This window comes from Pantoea sp. FN0305 (assembly GCF_050113845.1).
Taxonomy (GTDB): domain Bacteria; phylum Pseudomonadota; class Gammaproteobacteria; order Enterobacterales; family Enterobacteriaceae; genus Mixta; species Mixta alhagi.
This window is the reverse complement of the sequence record NZ_JBNJSN010000001.1, coordinates 501,867-518,577: the sequence shown is the minus strand read 5'-3', so window position 1 is coordinate 518,577 and position 16,711 is coordinate 501,867. Positions and strand designations below refer to the sequence as shown.

Here is a 16,711-nt window from a genome sequence, read left to right as displayed (position 1 = left end):
CCTTGTGTTCGGGTTGTTTTATGTCCGGGCTGGTCGCCTGTTTCGACAACCAGCCTTTTCCGGGCATAAGTTGATGTTTCTAAGCATACCAGAAGCCCGTACAAATCGTATTTGCCTGACAGCGCGCGAAATCCCTTTGTTTACGTCAGGTCGGGCTTTCGGTTACCATCTAAAGCCCTTTTTAACCAGAAGAAATAAGTCCCGCTATGACTCAAGTCGCGAAAAAAATAATGGTAACGTGCGCTCTGCCGTACGCTAATGGCCCTATCCATCTCGGCCATATGCTGGAGCACATTCAGGCTGATATTTGGGTCCGTTACCAGCGAATGCGCGGCAATCAGGTTTGGTTCATTTGTGCCGACGACGCGCACGGCACCCCGATTATGCTGAAAGCACAGCAGATGGGAATTACGCCTGAGCAGATGATTGCTGAGATGAGTCAGGCGCATCAGAAAGATTTCGCTGGCTTTAACATCAGCTACGACAACTATCACTCCACGCACAGCGATGAGAACCGCGAGCTGTCGGAGCTGATTTATACCCGTCTGAAAGAGAACGGGTTTATTAAAAATCGTACTATTTCGCAGTTATTCGATCCGGAAAAAGGCATGTTTCTGCCGGATCGCTTTGTAAAAGGCACCTGCCCGAAATGTAAATCGGCCGACCAGTATGGTGATAACTGCGAAGTGTGCGGCGCAACCTATAGCCCGACCGAGCTGATCGATCCGAAATCGGTGATTTCCGGCGCGACGCCGGTGATGCGTGATTCTGAGCATTTCTTCTTCGATCTGCCCTCCTTCAGCGAAATGCTGCAGGCCTGGACTCGCTCCGGCGCGTTGCAGGAGCAGGTAGCAAATAAAATGCAGGAGTGGTTTGAATCGGGTCTGCAACAGTGGGATATCTCCCGCGATGCGCCCTATTTCGGCTTTGAGATCCCGGGCGCGCCGGGTAAATATTTTTATGTCTGGCTGGATGCGCCGATCGGCTATATGGGCTCGTTCAGGAACCTGTGCGATAAGCGTGGCGATCTGAACTTTGACGAATACTGGCAGAAAGACTCCACTACCGAGCTGTATCACTTTATCGGTAAGGATATTGTTTACTTCCACAGCCTGTTCTGGCCAGCCATGCTGGAAGGCAGCAATTTCCGTAAGCCGAACAACCTGTTTGTTCATGGCTACGTGACGGTAAACGGCGCCAAGATGTCTAAATCGCGCGGCACCTTTATCAAGGCCAGCACCTGGCTTGAGCATCTGGATGCCGACAGCCTGCGCTATTACTATGCGGCCAAGCTCTCTTCACGCATCGATGATATTGACCTTAACCTGGAGGATTTTGTCCAGCGCGTTAATGCCGATATCGTCAATAAAGTGGTTAACCTGGCTTCACGCAACGCTGGCTTTATCGCCAAACGTTTCGGCGGCAAGCTGGCAGACCATCTGGCAGATCCGGCGCTGTATAAGACCTTTACCGATGCCGCTGACAGCATTGGCGATGCCTGGCTCAGCCGCGAATATGGCCGAGCGATCCGTGAAATCATGGCGCTGGCGGACGTGGCTAACCGCTATGTTGATGAACAGGCACCGTGGGTGGTGGCGAAGCAGGAAGGCCGCGATGCCGATCTGCAGGCGATCTGCACCATGGGCATTAATCTGTTCCGCGTGCTGATGACCTGGCTGAAGCCGGTACTGCCATCGTTAAGTGAGCGCGCGGAAAGCTTCCTGAAAACTGAACTGCAGTGGGATGCGATCGCTACGCCGCTGCTGGATCATGAGGTTGCCACGTTTAAAGCCCTTTACAGCCGTATCGAAATGCCGAAGGTAAACGCGCTGATCGAAGCATCAAAAGAAGATGCCGCTGCCGCCGCAAAACCAGCGGTCTCCGGCCCGCTGGCGGACGATCCCATCGCTGACACCATTACCATCGACGATTTTGCCAAAGTGGATATGCGCGTGGCGTTGATTAAAACCGCCGAGCTGGTTGAAGGTTCCGATAAGCTGCTGCGTCTGGAGCTGGATGTGGGTGGTGAAATGCGCCAGATCTTCTCCGGTATTCGCGCCGCTTACCCGGATCCGTCGGTGCTGGTGGGGCGTCATACCATTATCGTGGCTAACCTGGCCCCGCGTAAAATGCGCTTTGGCGTATCGGAAGGCATGGTGCTGTCGGCAGGCCCGGGTGGTAAAGATCTGTTTATTCTTGGCGCGGACGGCGCTCAGCCGGGCATGCCGGTAAAATAAAACTCCTTGATGGGGAGCGTTAAAACCGGGTCCGGTGCCGGCGGCGGACGTTCCGGCCAATGGTAAAGACGCCCCCTGACAGCCTGGCCTGCGGATGTTATGCCGCAGGCCGCTTTACTCCTTCATCGCTCTTACAGATAAACGTGACCGGTAGCACGAAAAGGGGTTTCAGCGTATGATTATCAGCGCTAACCACAGGAGTCTGCCATGTCAGTTGTGCTGTCTGCCTGCTGGCGCTATCTGCGCGCCTTCATCATTATTTATCTCTGTCTCTATGCCGGTATCGGTATTTCATCCCTGCTGCCTATCGTGATCCCCGGCAGTATCATCGGCATGCTGATCCTCTTTTTGCTGCTGGGATTTCAGATTGTCCCGGTAAAATGGGTGAAGCCTGGCTGTTATCTGATCATCCGTTACATGGCACTGCTGTTTGTACCGATCAGCGTCGGCGTGATGAACTACACCGATATCCTCACCGCTCAGTTCGGCCCGATTATGGTTTCCTGTGTGCTCAGCACCCTGCTGGTATTAATGGTCGTCGGCTACAGCTCGCATCGCCTGCACAGCAAGCCCATCGTGGGGGAAAATAAAAATGAGTGATATGTGGTGGTCGCTGCCGCTGACCCTGGCGGTGTTTTTTTCTGCCCGCTGGCTGGCGGCGCGGGTAAAAATTTCCCTGTTTAATCCGCTGCTGATCTCAATGGCGGTGATCATTCCCCTGCTGTTGCTGATCAATATGCCCTACGCGCGCTACTTCCAGGGCAGCGAGATCCTGAATAGTCTGTTGCAGCCTTCCGTGGTCGCGCTGGCCCTGCCGCTCTATGAGCAAATCCATCAAATTCGCGCCCGCTGGAAATCGATTATCGGCGTCTGTTTTATCGGCAGCATTACCGCCATGGTCTCCGGCACCGCTATCGCCCTGTGGCTTGGCGCAACGCCGGAAATTGCCGCCACCATTATGCCGAAATCGGTCACCACGCCGATTGCGATGGCAGTTTCCGCCTCACTGCATGGCATTCCGGCGATTAGTGCTATCTGTGTACTGATTGCAGGCGTACTGGGCGCGGTATTTGGCCACATGCTGCTTAACCTGATGCGAATTAAAACCAAAGCCTCACGCGGACTGGCGATCGGCAACGCGTCGCATGCGCTTGGCACGGCACGCTGCGCCGAAATGGACTATCAGGAAGGGGCATTCAGTTCGCTGGCGCTGGTAATCTGCGGCATCATTACCTCGTTGCTGGCACCGTTTCTTTTTCCTGTGTTGCTCGTCCTTTTTGGCTAAAAGTTGCGAGAGATCGCGCAAATTGTAATTTCATTTCATACATTGCATTGCCGTAGCGACACAGATCACATATAACCCGTTGTCGGTGCTTTACAATTTTGGGATATCCCTTTTATAAGAGGCATGCAATGCATCCACGTTTTCGTCCGGCCTTTGCCGACTTAGCGGCTGAAATTCAGACCGCCCTTCTTCCCATCCTTGACGCTGAAGATTTTGCCGCCTTTTTAACACCCGACCAGGTCGATTCTTTATGTCAGCGGAGCGGCATGGATGCAGACGCTTTAGCACTGGCGCTGCTGCCGCTGGCTGCTGCCTGCGCCGTTACGCCGCTGTCGCACTTTAACGTCGGCGCCGTTGCGCGCGGCAACAGCGGGCACTGGTATTTTGGTGCCAATATGGAATTTGCCGGTGCCACTATGCAGCAGACGGTGCATGCGGAGCAGAGCGCGGTAACCCACGCCTGGCTACGTGGCGAAAGCGGCCTGCAAACGATCACGGTCAACTACACGCCCTGCGGCCACTGCCGCCAGTTTATGAACGAACTGAACAGCGGCACGGCGCTGCGTATCAGTTTACCTGGCCGCCCGGTGGCGACGCTGGGCGACTATCTGCCGGACTCCTTTGGCCCACGAGATCTGCATATCTCCACCCTGGTGATGGATGAGGTTGATCACGGCTATGCGCCCACAGGAGATGCGCTGGCTCAGGCGGCCATCGCGGCGGCCAACCGCAGCCATGCCCCCTACAGCCAGGCGCATAGCGGCATTGCGCTGGAAAGCGCCAGCGGCGCAATTTATCACGGCGGATATATTGAAAATGCGGCCTTTAACCCCAGCCTGCCTCCGCTACAGGCGGCGCTGATCCTGCTGAATATGCATGGCGAAAGCTGCCAGCAGATCGTCCGCGCCGTACTGGCGGAACTGCCCGATGCGCAATTGCAGCAGCAGCCCGCCACCGCCGCCACCCTTCAGGCGCTGGGCTGCGGTACGCTTCATACCGTTACGCTAAAAAAAGCGTAACGCCTGGCGCAAAGTGTCAGCTTTTGTTATCGAAAGTTAACAAAAGCTGTACTTCTGCGAGAATTTTCTTAGGATCGTGGCACCCCTTATCGTGATAAAAACACGGGCCACTTCCCCAAAGAGAACGTGCCTGTAACCGGAGCAAACACTGCATGGAACTCGATTACGAGAGTAAACGTCCGCTTTATATTCCCTACGCTGGTCCCATTCTGCTGGAATTTCCACTACTCAACAAAGGCAGCGCCTTTACCATTGAAGAGCGCAACGACTTTAACCTTAACGGCCTGCTGCCGGAAACAGTGGAAACCATTGAGGAACAGGCGGAGCGTGCCTGGCGTCAGTTTCAGGATTTTAAAAACAATAACGATAAGCACGTCTACCTGCGCAACATTCAGGACACTAACGAAACGCTGTTCTATCGCCTGCTCGACAATCATCTGGAAGAGATGATGCCGATTATTTATACCCCGACGGTAGGGGCTGCCTGCGAGCATTTCTCCGAGATCTACCGTCGCGCGCGCGGGCTGTTTATCTCCTACCCCAATCGCGCCAGCATTGAAGATATGCTGCAGAACGCCACCAAACAGAATGTGAAGGTGATCGTGGTCACCGACGGCGAACGTATTCTGGGTCTTGGCGATCAGGGTATCGGTGGCATGGGCATTCCGATCGGTAAACTGTCGCTCTATACCGCCTGCGGCGGCATCAGCCCGGCTTACACCCTGCCGGTGGTGCTGGATGTCGGCACCAATAATCAGCAGTTGCTGAACGATCCGCTCTATATGGGCTGGCGTCATCCGCGTATTACCGGCGAAGAGTATGACCGCTTTGTCGATGAATTTATTCAGGCGGTGCGCAGCCGCTGGCCGAACGTGCTGCTGCAGTTTGAAGATTTCGCCCAGAAGAACGCAATGCCGTTGCTGGAGCGCTATCGCGATCAGCTTTGCTGTTTCAACGATGATATTCAGGGCACCGCCGCAGTAACGCTTGGCACACTGATCGCCGCCAGCCGTGCTGCGGGCAATCGCCTGCGCGATCAAAACGTGGTATTCCTCGGCGCAGGTTCCGCAGGTTGCGGCATCGCCGAACAGATTATCGCCCAGATGAAATCGGAAGGTTTGAGCGATGAAGAAGCGCGCGCCAAAGTCTTTATGGTGGACCGCTTTGGCCTGCTGACCGATAAGTTGCCTAACCTGCTCAGCTTCCAGAGCAAGCTGGTACAGAAAAGCGAAAACCTTAGCGACTGGAATCTGCCCAGCGACGCCATCTCGCTGATGGATGTAGTGCGCAATGCCAAACCAGATATTTTGATTGGCGTATCGGGCCAGCCGGGTCTGTTCAGCGAAGAAATTATCCGCGAGATGCATAAACATTGCGCGCGTCCGATCGTGATGCCCCTTTCTAACCCAACCTCCCGGGTAGAAGCCACGCCAGCCGACCTGCTCAGCTGGACCGATGGCGCGGCGCTGGTTGCGACCGGCAGCCCATTTGCGCCGGTAACCTGGCAGGGCAAAACCTATCCTATTGCCCAGTGCAACAACTCCTATATTTTCCCGGGCATAGGTTTGGGCGTGATCGCCTCTGGCGCAACGCGCGTAACCGACAGCATGCTGATGGCGGCCAGCCGCGCGCTGGCAGACTGCTCGCCGCTGGTAAATGAAGGCGAAGGGCCGGTGCTGCCGGAAATCAAAGATATTCAGGGCGTATCCAAAGTGATCGCGATGGCGGTAGGCAAGGCGGCGCAGCTGGCGGGCGTGGCGGTTGTCACCTCGGAAGATGTGCTCTCCCGGGCGATTGCCAATAATTTCTGGATGCCGCAGTATCGTAACTATCGTCGCACCTCGATTTAAGCGACACCCTCTCCACCCGAGCAACGGCGGAGATTGTTTAAAAAAGCCGCGCCCGACCGGCGCGCGCTTGCTTCACGTTAACGCCTCAAGTAGCCTTGAGACATTCTTTCCGCCCCATCCTGAGCAATGCCGAACATGTTGAAACGCATGACATATGGTCTGATTATCATCCTGCTGTTGATGATCCTGACCGCGCTCGGCCTCGATCGCTGGATTGCATGGAAAACGGCCCCGTGGATTTATGAAGATCTGACCTCGTTGCCGCATCGTCAGGTGGGTGTGGTGCTGGGCACCGCCAAATATTATCGTACCGGCGTACAGAACCAGTACTACTACTACCGCATCCGGGGCGCAATCAATGCCTATAACAGCGGCAAGGTTAACTATCTGCTGCTCAGCGGCGATAACGCGCAGCAGAGCTACAACGAGCCGATGACCATGCGTCGCGATCTGATCGCCGCTGGCGTCAATCCTGGCGATATCGTACTGGATTATGCCGGATTTCGTACTCTCGATTCGATTGTGCGCACCCGCAAAGTGTTTGATACCAACGATTTTATTATTATTACCCAACGCTTCCACTGCGAACGTGCGCTGTTTATCGCGCTGCATATGGGCATCCAGGCGCAGTGCTACGCGGTGCCCTCGCCGAAAAATATGTTAACGGTTCGCGCGCGTGAAGTGGCCGCCCGTCTTGGCGCGCTGGCCGATCTCTATATTATGAAGCGTGAGCCGCGTTTTCTTGGCCCGCTGGTCCCAATCCCGGCGGTGCATGAAGTGCCGCAGGATGCGCAGAGCTATCCGGCGGTGACGCCGGAACAGCTGCTGGAGCTGGAGCAAAAGCGACAGAAGAAGTAGCGGCTTCTCTGTCGCCTCTTATAACGCCGCCTTGCTATTGAGCAGCGAATGAGACTCAGAGCCAGCGCTGCTGCGGATAAAGCGAGACGCGGATATTGAACAGATGCACCATGGCCGCAAAGGTCGCCGGGCAGGTAAGCGAAAGCGTCTCCAGCTTTTTCAGTAACTGATTCAGTTCATTCAGTAAATCCTGATGCGGCTGGGTCTGTAACGCCTTTATTTTGCGCCGCAGATAGAGGCTCAGCTCGTGAAACATCTGGCTGCTGTCAATCCGATGCTGTTGCAGCTCCGTGTGATAGCGCGCGTAAAAGTCATAGCAGTTAGCGCCAATCCAGGTTTCAGCGATCAGATCGCCTGCCGCACTTAGCTCAGCATCAGGATCGAGCTGTCTGCGCGGCAGAATGATATTGACCCGGTCGAGCATGCGGATAATAAAATGCTGCCGCATCAGCAGAGAAGAAGAGTTCCTTTCCACCGCTTTAATGAACCCCAGCAGATCCCTTATTCCCATGGAAAACGCGCGCCGGGCGATCCAGGAAGGCCGCCTGTTTCTGATAATGGCAGAAAGCGCCACGGCAATGATGATACCGGCCAGAGTAGAAATACCGGCATTCAGCGTCGCAATCAAATTGGGCACATAGTGATGGCTAAGCCCAATAAAGCCGGGCAGCTGAATGGCCACGCTCAGCCCTATCAAATTGGTGGCAGGCCGGGCCAGTACCAGACCCAGCACGAACAGTCCGGGAAACAGGCAGATGATCAGCGCCTGTAACGTATTGGCCTGCGGTATCAGCACCGCGATATAAAACAGACTGATCAGCAGCGCAATTACCACGCCTTTAATAAACAGCCGCATGGGCGTGACCGGAGAATCGATGCTGGCAAAAAAAGAGCTGGTGATTGCTGCCATCAGTGGCGCATTCGCTCCGTCAGCCCAGCCGCTGCCTATCCAGAACAGCGAGGAAAGAAAGGTCGCCATAAACGCGGTTACGGCCGAAAGCAGCAACAGGCGCTGGTCGGTATGCCGCATATTCGTGCTGCTTTTAGACAAAACGGCATCGCTGCTGCTGTAGAGATCCGCTGCACGGGCGGTCACATTGTGCCAGGCGTCATCAATGCGGACAAAATTCCCCAGCCGCTCCAGTAGCCCGGTAAAGAGTAAAATCTCCTCCGTGCTGATGTTTCCTTCACGCCACGCTTGTTGCAGGGAAGTCTGACATTCCGCAAGCAGGTGCTGTATCACTGCCGTATTGCGGGAAACATCAAAATTAAGCCATAAGAGGAAGTGTTGAAAAACATGCGTCACGCACGGCGGAAACGGGATTTTCAGTTCGGCCAGCAGCGTGAGCCGGGTTTCAATCGCGGTCAGCGTTGGCAACAGCCAGGTTAAATGCTTGTACTGTACGCTGACCAGCCTGATCACGTTGCGCGCGGCCTCGCCATCATAGATACAGTGGGTGAGAAGCGTTTCAACATTCAGTGGATAGTTCGCCATGCCAATCAGGATATCTTCCCGCTCAGGCGAACGGCGTCCTGAGGTATGGGCAATTAAATCATTACAGAGTTTCTGTGCCGTTTTATACCAGTTGTTTACGCTCTGGCTTAGCAGATGATGCATGGGAACAGGCAGTATCAGTCGGTGAATCAGCGAGCTACAGACGATGCCCAACGTAATCTCTTCAAGGCGTGAAATCACCGTCCCGGTAATGGCATAGGGCGAGCTGACATCAGGAAATCCCATGATAGCCGCGCTGTATCCACCCAGCATAAAAATATAGCTTTTAGGCGTACGATCTTTCAGCGACAGATAGAGACAAACGGACACCCATAACGAAACGCTAAAGCTGAAAAACAGCGGTGACTGCACCGTTTCGGGATAAATCAATAAAATAAAGAAACCGCCAAGCAGCGTTCCCAACAGGCGAAACACCGATTTTGACAGCGTGGAAGCGGCATATAACTGCGAAGTAACAAAAACCGTTGTTACTGCCCAGGCAGGTTTTTCAAAGTTAAGGAGAAGCGCAATCGATAAAGCCAGAAACGCGGCGAGAGACGTTTTGCATGAAAACAAAACCGCGCTTTTTGTGAACCACTTCATTTAGGGGGAGTACCGTAGCACAAGTATGTGCCGCCTATTCTGGCAAACGGAATAAAAACTTACTCTCACTAAAAATATACAAATTGTTTCCAGCGTGGCTTTAATTATTTAATTAAATTAAAACATCGCCGTTTTAATGTGTTTTATTTAATCACATTAATGCTTATTACTTATCTTTCTCCAGGCAATAGCATGTTCAAAAAAAGCCAGTTGCTTGTATTCCGCTGATTGCTAATGGCTATAAAGATGGTATCAGGTGAATAAAATTAACCTATAACATCACAGGCGGCGGTTTTCACCGCCGCCTTGGTGCTTATTTTTTACGCGAATATTTCAGTGAGTCGAGCGCCACGGCGAAAATGATAATGCCGCCCTTGATAATGTACTGCCAGTAAGGGTTAACGCCGATATAGGTCAGACCGTAGTTGATAACGGTAAAGATCAGTACCCCGGTCACCACGCCCGCTACGGTACCGACGCCGCCGGCAAAGGAGACGCCGCCCACCACGCACGCCGCGATGGCATCCAGTTCGTACATAAAGCCAAGGTTGTTGGTGGCGCTGCCGATACGGCCCGCTTCCAGCAACCCGCCGAAGGCATAGAACACGCCGGACAGCGCATAAATCAGGATCAGGTTAAGAGGAACGTTAACGCCGGAAACTCTTGCCGCTTCCGGGTTGCCGCCAATGGCAAAAATGTTTTTGCCGAAGCGCGTTTTGTTCCACAGGATCCAGACAAACACAATAGCGATAATGGCGTAGAAGGTAATGTAGGAGAGTTTAAAATCGCCAAAACGCAGGAAGCCCTGGGTAAAGGTAGAGAAGCTCGCATCAAACCCGGCAATCGGCGAAGCGCCCACGTAATCGTAATAGAGCGAGTTAATGCCGTAGACGATAATCATGGTGCCCAGCGTGGTGATAAACGGCGTCACTTTCAGATAAGCGATAATGATGCCGTTAACCAGACCAATCAGGCCGCCCACCACACAGACCACCAGAATCACCAGCGGGATCGGTAAGGTAGCCATGTCAGGGAACACTTTATTGGCGTTTTCCATCGACTGCAGCAGCGTTGCCGCTACCACCGCCGCCAGCCCAACCTGTCGTCCGGCGGAAAGGTCAGTGCCCTGGGTAACAATCAATCCAGCCACGCCCAGCGCGATAATAATACGCACCGAAGACTGAGTCAGAATATTACTCAGGTTCATTAAGCTGAGAAAAGTGGGATCCTGGAAGATAATAATTGCCAGCAGCACCAGCAATACCATATAAATGCCGCCCTCTTTTAACCAGGTCAGCGCATTCTTTTTAGTTGTAGCTTTCATGGTAACAGCCCTTACATCATTAAAGGTGTAACGACGCTAAACGTAATATTTCGTTCTGCGTGGTATTTTTGGTTTCGACAATACCGGCAACGAGACCGTTACTCATTACCAGGATCCGGTCAGTAATTCCCAACAGCTCCGGCATTTCAGAAGAGATAATAATGATGCCTTTATCTTTCTTCGCCAGCTCGGAAATAAGCTGATAAATTTCAAACTTTGCGCCAACGTCTATGCCGCGCGTTGGTTCATCCAGCATTAATATTTCCGGCTGGGTAAGCAGCCAGCGGCCAATAATCACTTTCTGCTGGTTACCACCGGAAAGCGAGCCTATTGAGGTATGATGTCCCGGCGTTTTTACCCGCATGGAATCAATCACCCACTGGGTATCGCTTTTCATACGGCTGTTATCCAGCAGGCCGAAGCGGTTTTTATACTGACGAATATTAGAAATTAACGAGTTAAAGCCAATATCCAGGTAGGCGTAAATCCCGGTGGATCGACGCTCTTCGGTAACCAGCGCAAAGCCGTGGTTAATCGCCTCATTGGCGCTGTGATTATTGATCGCCTTGCCGTGCAGCTTAATGGTGCCGCCCGACTTTTCGCGAATGCCAAACAGCGTCTCTACGATATCGGTACGCTTGGCGCCCACCAGACCGGCAATGCCAAGGATCTCCCCTTTATGCAGATCGAAGGAAACATCACGGATCGAAGGCTGACGTAGCGAGGTCAGATTGCGCACTTCCAGAATCACTTCGCCCGGCACGTTGGTTTTATCGGGGAAACGCTGATTCAGAGAGCGTCCTACCATCATGGCGATGATCTTATCCATATCCAGCCCTTCCAGCGGCTGGGTATTGATCCACTGGCCGTCGCGCAGAATGGTAATTTCATCGCAAAGCTGAAATATTTCTTCCATCTTATGTGAGATATAAACAATGCCGCAGCCACGATCTTTTAGCTTACGAATAATGGTAAACAGATGATTAACTTCTTTCTCAGTCAGAGAAGAGGTAGGCTCATCCATAATCACGATTTTAGCGTCATAGGAAAATGCTTTGGCAATTTCCACCATCTGCATTTGCGAAACGGAAAGCAGCGCTACTTTGTCGCGCGGATCGATATCAATATCCAGCTCATCAAAAATGGCCTTGGTATCGCGATACATTTTATCGTGATCGACAAATATGCCTTTGCGCGGATAACGCCCCAGCCACATGTTGTCCATTACCGAACGCTGCAGCACCAGGTTTAATTCCTGATGCACCATGGATACGCCATTTTCCAGCGCCTCTTTCGCGCTCTGGAAATTAACCTCTTTACCCTGAAAAACAATGCTGCCGCTGTCCTTACTGTAAATACCAAACAGGCATTTTAATAAGGTCGATTTCCCCGCGCCATTCTCTCCCATCAGCGCGTGAACGGAATGCGGCCGGACTTTTAGATTGACATTATCTAAAGCCTTTACGCCGGGAAATGACTTATTGACATTAGTCATCTCCAGCAAATATTCATGCTGTGCTGTTTTTTCACTGGCCATAATTTACCTGGCTAAATATATCTGCGTCTGGCAAAAAAGGGCACAGCTATCGCTGTGCCCGACTTCGTTTATTTACTGAATTGAGCAAGGTTTTCTTTATCTACCGCAACGTAAGGAATACGTACGATTTTATTTTCCAGCTTAAAGTTGGTGCCTTCAGCAGCCGGTTTGCCAGCCGCCAGATTTTTCGCCAGTTCAAAGGTGGCTTTCGCCTGGTTGGCACCGTCGTTCAGTACCGTACCGGCCATTGCACCCGATTTCACCATTGCCAGCGCTTCCGGCAGCGCATCGACGCCGAATACCGGAATGGAAGATTTATTGTGCGCCTTCAGCGCTTCTACCGCGCCCATCGCCATCGCATCGTTGTTAGCGATCACTACTTCGATTTTGTTGGCGTTAGGGCCAGAGAGCCAGGCGTCAACTTTGTCTTTTGCCTGAGCGGTGTCCCACATCGCGGTATCCATCGCCAGCTGCTGCGTTTTGATACCGTCTTTATTCAGCGTCTCGATCACGTATTTGGTACGTGCTTCCGCATCCGGGTGACCCGGTTCGCCTTTCAGCAGCACGAACTGAATCTGACCATCTTTATTCAGATCCCATGCCGGCGTCGCTTTCCAGTGCTTCTCAATCAGCTGCCCCTGGATCACGCCAGACTCTTTAGAATCGGTACCGACATAATACGCTTTGTCATAGCCAGCCAGCACTTTGGCGCTCGGTTCTTTGTTAAAGAACACCACCGGTACGTCGTTGCTGCGCGCTTTATCAATCACTACGCCTGCCGCTGCCGGGTCAACCAGGTTGATTGCCAGCGCTTTAACCCCTTTTGCCAGCAGCACGTCAATCTGATCATTCTGTTTTGACTGGTCATTCTGCGAGTCATTCATCAGCAGTTGGACGCCACCGGCAGCCTGCGCATCTTTTTCCAGATCCTTACGCACCATCGACATAAAGTTATCGTCATATTTATAGATGGTCACGCCAATACGGGTATCTGCTGCGTGCGCCGTTGCACCAAACATCATGCTGGCAACCAGGGCTGTGAGGGTGAAAACCTTCTTATTCATAATATTAGTATCTCCGGTTTTTACAGGGGTCGTTCTACATCCAAACCCTCCATCCAGCAGATGAAGGTGTGCGGATACTCAGTGAAAAAATCGGCCTGGGCGGGTAGTTAACTAAACGTTACGCAAAGCCGATGGATTGCTGACACAAAACCTGACTTCCTTAATCGGTAACGCTTCCTGGAAAGTAATGCCAAACTGTTGCGCGGCACGCTGTAAAGCAGTTCAGCCTGCAGGCTAAAACCGTTACATAATGTTTCATCGCCGTTAAGTCGCTGCTATCATAGAGAGGCGTATGTTAATTAACTGTGAATTTACTCACAGATTGAAAACGGTTACATGGCGGAATCGTTTGAAAGAGTGACCGGCCCCACATTTTGCCGGGCGGCCACTGAATGACGCCGCACCAGCGTTGGCATAAAAAAGTGTCGGGCGCTGGTATCCAGTTCGCCGACTGCGCCTTTTAATGCCAGCTCCGTAGCCAGTTTTGCCATAGATACAATGGGATAACGGATAGTGGTCAGCTGCGGATCGGTATAGCGCGACACCGGAATATCATCGAAGCCGATAATAGAGATATGCTGCGGCACCAGAATACCGTTATCTTTTAACGCGGTCAGCGCGCCGGTAGCCATGCTGTCGTTATAGGTAAATAGCGCCGTAAGCCGCACATTGCGCCCCAGCAGCTCAACCATGGCCGCCTCCCCGCCCTGCATGTCCGGCTCGCCGCTGCCGATCCAGACGTCCGGCGGCGTAATGCCCTGCTCGTGCAGCGCCTGCAGCCAGCCCGCCCGACGCTGTTCCTCATCCTCAATCGCATGGCTGGAGCCGAGATAGCCAATACGCGTATGGCCCTGTTGCAACAGCATACGCGTCGCCATGAGTGCCCCGCTTACGTTATCCAGCCCGACGCAGCGATATTCATAGCCGGGCACGATACGGTTGACCAGCACCATACCCGGCACCTGATCCATAAAGTTGCCCAGCTCGGCATCGGAAAGAGATTTAGAATGCACTACCAGCGCGTTGCAACGTTGACGGATTAATACTTCAATGGCGTGGCGCTCTTCCTGTTCCTGATGCCAGGAGTTGCTGATGAGCACATGTTTTTGCACCCGCTGCGCCACGCTATCCACTGCTTTTACCAGCGCACCGAAAAAGGGATCGGAAACATCCATCACCACCACGCCGATGGTATCGCTAACCTGCGTGGCCAGCGCCTGCGCATTCGCATTTGGCCGATAGCCCAGGGTATTCACCGCCTGTTGCACAGCGTCACGGGTTTCAGCGGTTACCGCGCTGCTGTTATTCAGCACGCGCGAGACTGTTGCGACGGAGACGCCCGCCAGACGCGCGACATCACGAATAGTTATCATGATGAGTGACCTGAAATAAGGAAGATATGCTGCATGATGTACCTGCCAACTGGGATTGCTGGCGGCTATTCTGGCAGGCAACCGCGACGGGCTACGTGAAACAGGTCACACTCATGAAAACGGTTACATACAATTTTGTAACAATTGTGACAGGCGTCATTGTCCAGGGCGGGCGCTGTTCAGCGGCTTGCCCGCTGCCAACGCGGTAAGCTTACGCCATAACCACTCCAGCGGTCCCTGACGAAACCGGCGCAGCCACAGCGTGGAAAACAGCAGGTTTGCCAGCCAGACCAGCGGCACCAGCATCAACAGCTGCAGGCGGTCAAAGTGCATAAACAGGCCCAGATGGTAGAACAGCGTGGTACAAATCAGGGTTTGCAGTAGATAGTTAGTTAACGCCATCCGGCCTACGCAGCAGATCGGCTGGATAATTTTCAATCTGGCCAGCTGAGGCCAGAAGCCGAAGCAAAGCGCTGCATAGCCAAGGCTAATCAGCGGCGCGGCCAGGTCGCGCGGCGCCTGCAGGTAAAACGCTGACCAGCGAAACGCCCAGTCCAGCTGCCACTGTAACAGCGTCGCCGGCAGTTGAATCAGCCAGCCGAGGCCTAATAAGATCGCTGCCGTGCGGCGATAGTGACGACGACTAAACGCCCCCTGCAACCAGCCATTGCGCATCAGCGCACCGCCGATCATCATCAGTCCCGCCAGCTGCCAGCCATACTGCGCCCCCAGCGCCAGCAGCATGGATGAGAGATGAGCGAGCCGGTTTTGCACCGCGTTCCAGCCGCCGTTTAGCTTCCAGAAAGTTTCATACTGTATATCCGCCGCGCCGGGCAGCCAGGAACGCGCCGGTTCCGGCGAGGAAATCAGGCCAAACAGCAGCAGTACGCCAACGCCGACCAGATAAAGCATCACGCCGGTGTTAAACAACGAGCGCGTGGAAGGGACATCGCGGATCATTCGCCAGGCAATCAGGCCGATAATGCCGTAGGCGAGAAGAATATCCCCTTCCCAGAGGAAAAGAGCGTGAATAAACCCGAAGATCACCAGCCAGCTTAAGCGTGCCTGAAGCCAGCGTTTGCCGCGCGGCAACAGCATTTGCAGGCCCGCGCCGAACAGCAGGGCAAACAGCGTAAGGAATTTACTTTGCGCCAGCAGATCGAGCGCCGCCCAGCTAAGCGCATCGCTCAGAGAGGGCTGACCGTGCCAGGCAGGGTTCAGGTAAGCGGCGGAAGGCAGGCCGAAGCCGCTGATATTCAGCAGCAGGATACCGAGAATGGCGAGACCACGAATAAAATCCAGCGTGATATTTCGTTGCATGCCCGTTCCTGCTGCGCTTCCCTCTGCCGTCAGAGGAGATTAGTTATGACGCACCGCACGTAAAAATTCCTGGCGCGTGTTCTGACTGGACTTGAACAGGCCGCCCAGCGATGTTGTGGTGGTAGCGCTGTTGGCATCGCGAATGCCGCGCGCCTTAACGCAGTAGTGCACCGCGTCAATCGATACCGCTACGTTATTGGTGCCGAGCAGCGTCTGCAACGCAATCAGTACCTGCTGCGTCAAACGTTCCTGGACCTGCGGACGCTGGGCAAAGAACTGAACGATGCGGTTGATTTTTGACAGACCAATCACCTTATCTTTGGGAATATAGGCAACGGTCGCCTGACCATCAATAATCACAAAATGATGCTCACAGGTGCTGGTTAGGGTAATGTCCCGCACGGTCACCATCTCATCCACCTTCATTTTATTTTCAATAAGGGTGATTTTGGGAAAGTTCGCGTAATCCAGACCAGAGAAAATTTCATTAACATACATCCTGGCGATGCGGTGTGGGGTTTCCATCAGGCTGTCATCTTCTAAATCAAGATTGAGCAGCTGCATGATTTCAGTCATATGCCCGGCAATCAGCCGCTTACGCGTTTCGTCATCCATTTCACGTACGGGCGCACGTAACGGGGTTTCCAGTCCACGCGCGACCAGCGCGTCGTGAACCAGAGCAGCTTCATGACTTAACGTCGCCATGTAATGTTTCTCCAGCAGGTGTAACAGCCGATAATCGCCAG

13 protein-coding genes are annotated in these 16,711 nt (G+C 53.3%); 6 read left to right on the top strand and 7 right to left on the bottom strand.

Annotated features, from left to right (window positions below; genetic code table 11):
• Positions 1-206 precede the first annotated feature (206 nt).
• From metG to sanA, 6 genes are all read left to right on the top strand, one after another.
• Positions 207-2,237, top strand: coding sequence for a methionine--tRNA ligase (gene metG, locus ACQE3Y_RS02380; RefSeq protein ID WP_426971985.1), 2,031 nt, complete (start codon positions 207-209; stop codon positions 2,235-2,237).
• A 207-nt stretch (positions 2,238-2,444) separates the two neighbouring features.
• Complete coding sequence (locus ACQE3Y_RS02375; protein WP_085071125.1) at positions 2,445-2,837, top strand: CidA/LrgA family protein; 393 nt, start codon at positions 2,445-2,447, stop codon at positions 2,835-2,837.
• Complete coding sequence (locus tag ACQE3Y_RS02370) at positions 2,830-3,522, top strand: CidB/LrgB family autolysis modulator (protein ID WP_426971983.1); 693 nt, start codon at positions 2,830-2,832, stop codon at positions 3,520-3,522. The genes ACQE3Y_RS02375 and ACQE3Y_RS02370 overlap by 8 nt, the downstream gene beginning before the upstream one ends.
• A gap of 128 nt (positions 3,523-3,650) precedes the next feature.
• The gene (cdd, locus tag ACQE3Y_RS02365; RefSeq protein WP_426980770.1) at positions 3,651-4,541 is read left to right on the top strand and encodes a cytidine deaminase; all 891 of its coding nucleotides are present in this window, start codon (positions 3,651-3,653) and stop codon (positions 4,539-4,541) included.
• Between the two features lie 152 nt (positions 4,542-4,693).
• Positions 4,694-6,391 carry an NAD-dependent malic enzyme gene (locus ACQE3Y_RS02360; protein ID WP_426971980.1) on the top strand — a complete coding sequence of 566 codons (1,698 nt, stop codon included), beginning with the start codon at positions 4,694-4,696 and terminating at the stop codon, positions 6,389-6,391.
• Between the two features lie 135 nt (positions 6,392-6,526).
• Positions 6,527-7,249, top strand: coding sequence for an outer membrane permeability protein SanA (gene sanA / locus ACQE3Y_RS02355; protein ID WP_250650368.1), 723 nt, complete (start codon positions 6,527-6,529; stop codon positions 7,247-7,249).
• Positions 7,250-7,304: 55 nt separating this feature from the next.
• On the opposite strand, the gene ACQE3Y_RS02350 is transcribed toward sanA, so the two are convergent.
• From ACQE3Y_RS02350 to folE, 7 genes are all read right to left on the bottom strand, one after another.
• The gene (locus ACQE3Y_RS02350; RefSeq protein ID WP_426980769.1) at positions 7,305-9,347 is read right to left on the bottom strand and encodes an FUSC family protein; all 2,043 of its coding nucleotides are present in this window, start codon (positions 9,345-9,347) and stop codon (positions 7,305-7,307) included.
• Positions 9,348-9,660: 313 nt separating this feature from the next.
• A complete protein-coding gene (gene mglC / locus ACQE3Y_RS02345) occupies positions 9,661-10,671 on the bottom strand; it encodes a galactose/methyl galactoside ABC transporter permease MglC (protein ID WP_426971976.1) in 1,011 nt (336 codons plus the stop codon).
• A gap of 19 nt (positions 10,672-10,690) precedes the next feature.
• Complete coding sequence (gene mglA, locus ACQE3Y_RS02340; protein ID WP_420851568.1) at positions 10,691-12,208, bottom strand: galactose/methyl galactoside ABC transporter ATP-binding protein MglA; 1,518 nt, start codon at positions 12,206-12,208, stop codon at positions 10,691-10,693.
• A 68-nt stretch (positions 12,209-12,276) separates the two neighbouring features.
• The gene (mglB, locus tag ACQE3Y_RS02335) at positions 12,277-13,272 is read right to left on the bottom strand and encodes a galactose/glucose ABC transporter substrate-binding protein MglB (RefSeq protein WP_085071117.1); all 996 of its coding nucleotides are present in this window, start codon (positions 13,270-13,272) and stop codon (positions 12,277-12,279) included.
• Between the two features lie 332 nt (positions 13,273-13,604).
• The gene (gene galS, locus ACQE3Y_RS02330; RefSeq protein WP_426971975.1) at positions 13,605-14,645 is read right to left on the bottom strand and encodes an HTH-type transcriptional regulator GalS; all 1,041 of its coding nucleotides are present in this window, start codon (positions 14,643-14,645) and stop codon (positions 13,605-13,607) included.
• A gap of 156 nt (positions 14,646-14,801) precedes the next feature.
• Entirely contained in the window at positions 14,802-15,965 is a 1,164-nt protein-coding gene (gene yeiB, locus ACQE3Y_RS02325; RefSeq protein ID WP_426971974.1) for a DUF418 domain-containing protein YeiB, read from the bottom strand.
• A 39-nt stretch (positions 15,966-16,004) separates the two neighbouring features.
• On the bottom strand, positions 16,005-16,670 hold the full coding sequence (gene folE / locus ACQE3Y_RS02320; RefSeq protein ID WP_426980930.1) for a GTP cyclohydrolase I FolE: 666 nt from the start codon (positions 16,668-16,670) through the stop codon (positions 16,005-16,007).
• Positions 16,671-16,711: the final 41 nt, after the last annotated feature.